The organism is Polaromonas sp., from assembly GCF_029945685.1.
In the GTDB taxonomy this organism is placed as follows: domain Bacteria; phylum Pseudomonadota; class Gammaproteobacteria; order Burkholderiales; family Burkholderiaceae_C; genus Polaromonas.
Genome location: NZ_JAQSDA010000021.1, coordinates 1 through 2,538, shown reverse-complemented (window position 1 = coordinate 2,538; position 2,538 = coordinate 1). Strand labels below are relative to the sequence as shown.

At 66.9% G+C, this 2,538-nt stretch carries 2 protein-coding genes; both read right to left on the bottom strand.

Features of this window, described 5'->3' with window-relative positions:
* Window positions 1-192 precede the first annotated feature (192 nt).
* A complete protein-coding gene (gene istB, locus PSV26_RS14725) occupies window positions 193-921 on the bottom strand; it encodes an IS21-like element helper ATPase IstB (protein ID WP_300571790.1) in 729 nt (242 codons plus the stop codon).
* Complete coding sequence (gene istA / locus PSV26_RS14720) at window positions 908-2,422, bottom strand: IS21 family transposase (RefSeq protein WP_300571788.1); 1,515 nt, start codon at window positions 2,420-2,422, stop codon at window positions 908-910. Before istA ends, istB begins: the two co-directional genes overlap by 14 nt.
* Window positions 2,423-2,538: the final 116 nt, after the last annotated feature.

The window sequence follows — 2,538 nt, the reverse complement described above, 5'->3', positions numbered from 1 at the left end:
TGTCAAACGGCACGCAATCGGGACCCCCTATCGGCGCCCAATAGGGACCCCCTTTCCGAGTTCGAGCGGCGATGCGCGTAGCTCTCAGCCAGCGCAGAGCATCGCCGCGGGGTGAGCCACTGATCGATCAGCTGCCCGGAGGGGGGTCTGGGGGGAGGTTGAACAAGTTGTGGATGAAGCGGGGCGTGCCGGTCAGGCGCGGTTCCTGAGCCGCCAGCTGTCGTTGCCGGTCTCGACGATGTCGCAGTGGTGGGTCAGGCGGTCGAGCAGCGCCGTGGTCATCTTGGCGTCGCCGAAGACGGTGGGCCATTCTCCGAAGGTCAGGTTGGTGGTGATGATCACCGAGGTGCGCTCGTAAAGCTTGCTGACCAGGTGGAACAGGCGCTGCCCGCCGGACTGGGCGAACGGCAGGTAACCCAGCTCGTCGAGCACCACCAGATCGAGGCGTGAGAGCTGGGCCGCCAGGGCGCCGGCCTTGCCGCGCCGGGCCTCGTCTTCGAGCCTGTTCACCAGATCGACGGTGTTGAAGTAGCGACCGCGCGCCCCGGCCCGAACGACGTTGGCGGTGATGGCGATGGCCAAGTGGGTCTTGCCGGTGCCCGTGCCGCCGACCAGGACGATGTTGCGATGGTTGGCCAGGAAGGAGCCGTCGTATAGCGAACGGACTAGGCCCTCGTTGATCGGTGAGCCCTCGAAGCTGAACGCGGCGAGGTCCTTCATCACCGGCAGCTTGGCGGCGGTCAGGCGATAGCGGATGGAGGCGGCCTGGCGATGGTTGGTCTCGGCCTTGAGCAGGTCGGCCAGGATCTCCATGGCCGTGCGGTTGCGCTGAAGGCCCGTGGTGACGGTCTCGTCGAAGGCCCCGGCCATGCCCTTCAGGCCCAGTTGGGCGAAGGCTTCGATCATCTCATGCCGCTGCACGGGGACCTCGCAGTAGGTCGTAGCGGGCGCAGTCGGCGACCGGAGGATGGCGCAAGGCCAGGGCCTGAGAGGTGGTGATCGCCTCGGGCCTGGGTGGCTCGCGCCGTCGGGCCAGGATGTTGAGGATGACCTCGTCGCTGGCCGCGCCGGCGTCCAGGGCCTCGCGGACAGCGTCATCGACCACATCCAGGCCGTCGACCAGCACGGCCGCTAGCACGCGAACGAACCGGCGGTCGGCTTCGTCGCCACGCCCCAGCCTCTTGCTGAGCCGGGTCAGGGCCGGCGGCAGGGCCCAGTCCTGGAACGGCGCGCCGTTGCGCAGAGCGCCTGGCTTGCGAGCCAGGATCGGCAGGTAGTGCCAGGGATCATAGATCGTCCGGCCCCGGCCGAAGGACCGGGCATGCTCGGCGACCACTTCACCGGCGCAGCGTACGACGATCTTGTCGGCATAGGCGCGCACCTGCACCGTGCGCTTGGCGGCCTTAGCCATCACCGAGTAGCGGTTGCGATCAAAGGTGATCAGGCAGGTTCCAGTCACCGCGTGCTCGACCTCGTGGAAGCCGTCAAACGGCGCCAGGATCGCCTGCAGCGCCGGCCGCTCGGCCTCCAGGGCCTGGGCCAAGGTGATCTCGCGCTGCTCAGGATGGGAGTGCAAGCGCGCCCAGCGGCGGCACTCAGCTTCAAGCCAGCCGTTCAGCTCTTCCAGGGTGGCGAACCGCAGACGCGGCTTGAAGAACCGCTCCCGGCTGATGCGCACTTGGTTCTCGACCTGGCCCTTCTCCCAACCTGAGGCCGGGGTGCAGGCGGTCGGTTCGAACATGTAGTGGTCGGCCATCAGCAGGAAGCGCCGGTTGAAGGTGCGCGCCTTGCCGACGAACACCGCGTCCACGGCGGTCTTCATGTTGTCGTAGATGCCCCTCGTGGGTACACCGCCGAAGAAGGCGAACGCCCGGGCATGGGCGTCGAACACCATCTCTTGGGTCTCGCGCGGATAGACCCTGACGTAGACCGCACGCGATGCGCAGAGCCGAACATGGGCCGCCTTCACCCGCATCGGCTGGCCGGCGACCTCCACGTCCTCATGACTGAAGTCGAACTGGAACGCCTCGCCCGGCGCGAACATCAGCGGCACGAACGCTGTCCCGCCATCGCCTGGGGCCGTCTTGGTCTCCTCGCGCCAGCGGGCCGCGTAACGACGGACCGAGTCATAGGAGCCGTCGTAGCCTTCCTGGACCAACAGGTCCCAGACCCGCGTCAGTCGCAAACGGTCCCGCCGGGGCCGGGCCTCGTTCTCCGTCAGAAGCTGCACAAGCCGATCACGCACCGGGCCGATCTTCGGAAACGGCTGCGTCGTCCGCTGATAGCTGAACGCGCCTTCCTCCGCCCGGATCGCCTTGCGCACAACCTTGCGACAGAGCCTTAGATCTCGACAAATCGCCTTGATCGGCTTCCCAGCCGCATACTCACGGCGGATCCGCACCACTGTCTCCACAACCAACATCCCGATCTCGACCGCCCGGTTGAACCAAGCCGCCGTGCCTAAACCATCGGAATGAGGGGTCCCTTTTAGGCGCCTATCACCCCGCTAAGGGGGTCCTTCTTCCACGCCGCTGCACA

Coding starts and splice junctions, on each gene's coding strand:
- istA (WP_300571788.1), bottom strand. CDS start 2,422: ATGTTGGTTGTGGAGACAGTGGTGCGGATCCGCCGTGAGTATGCGGCT.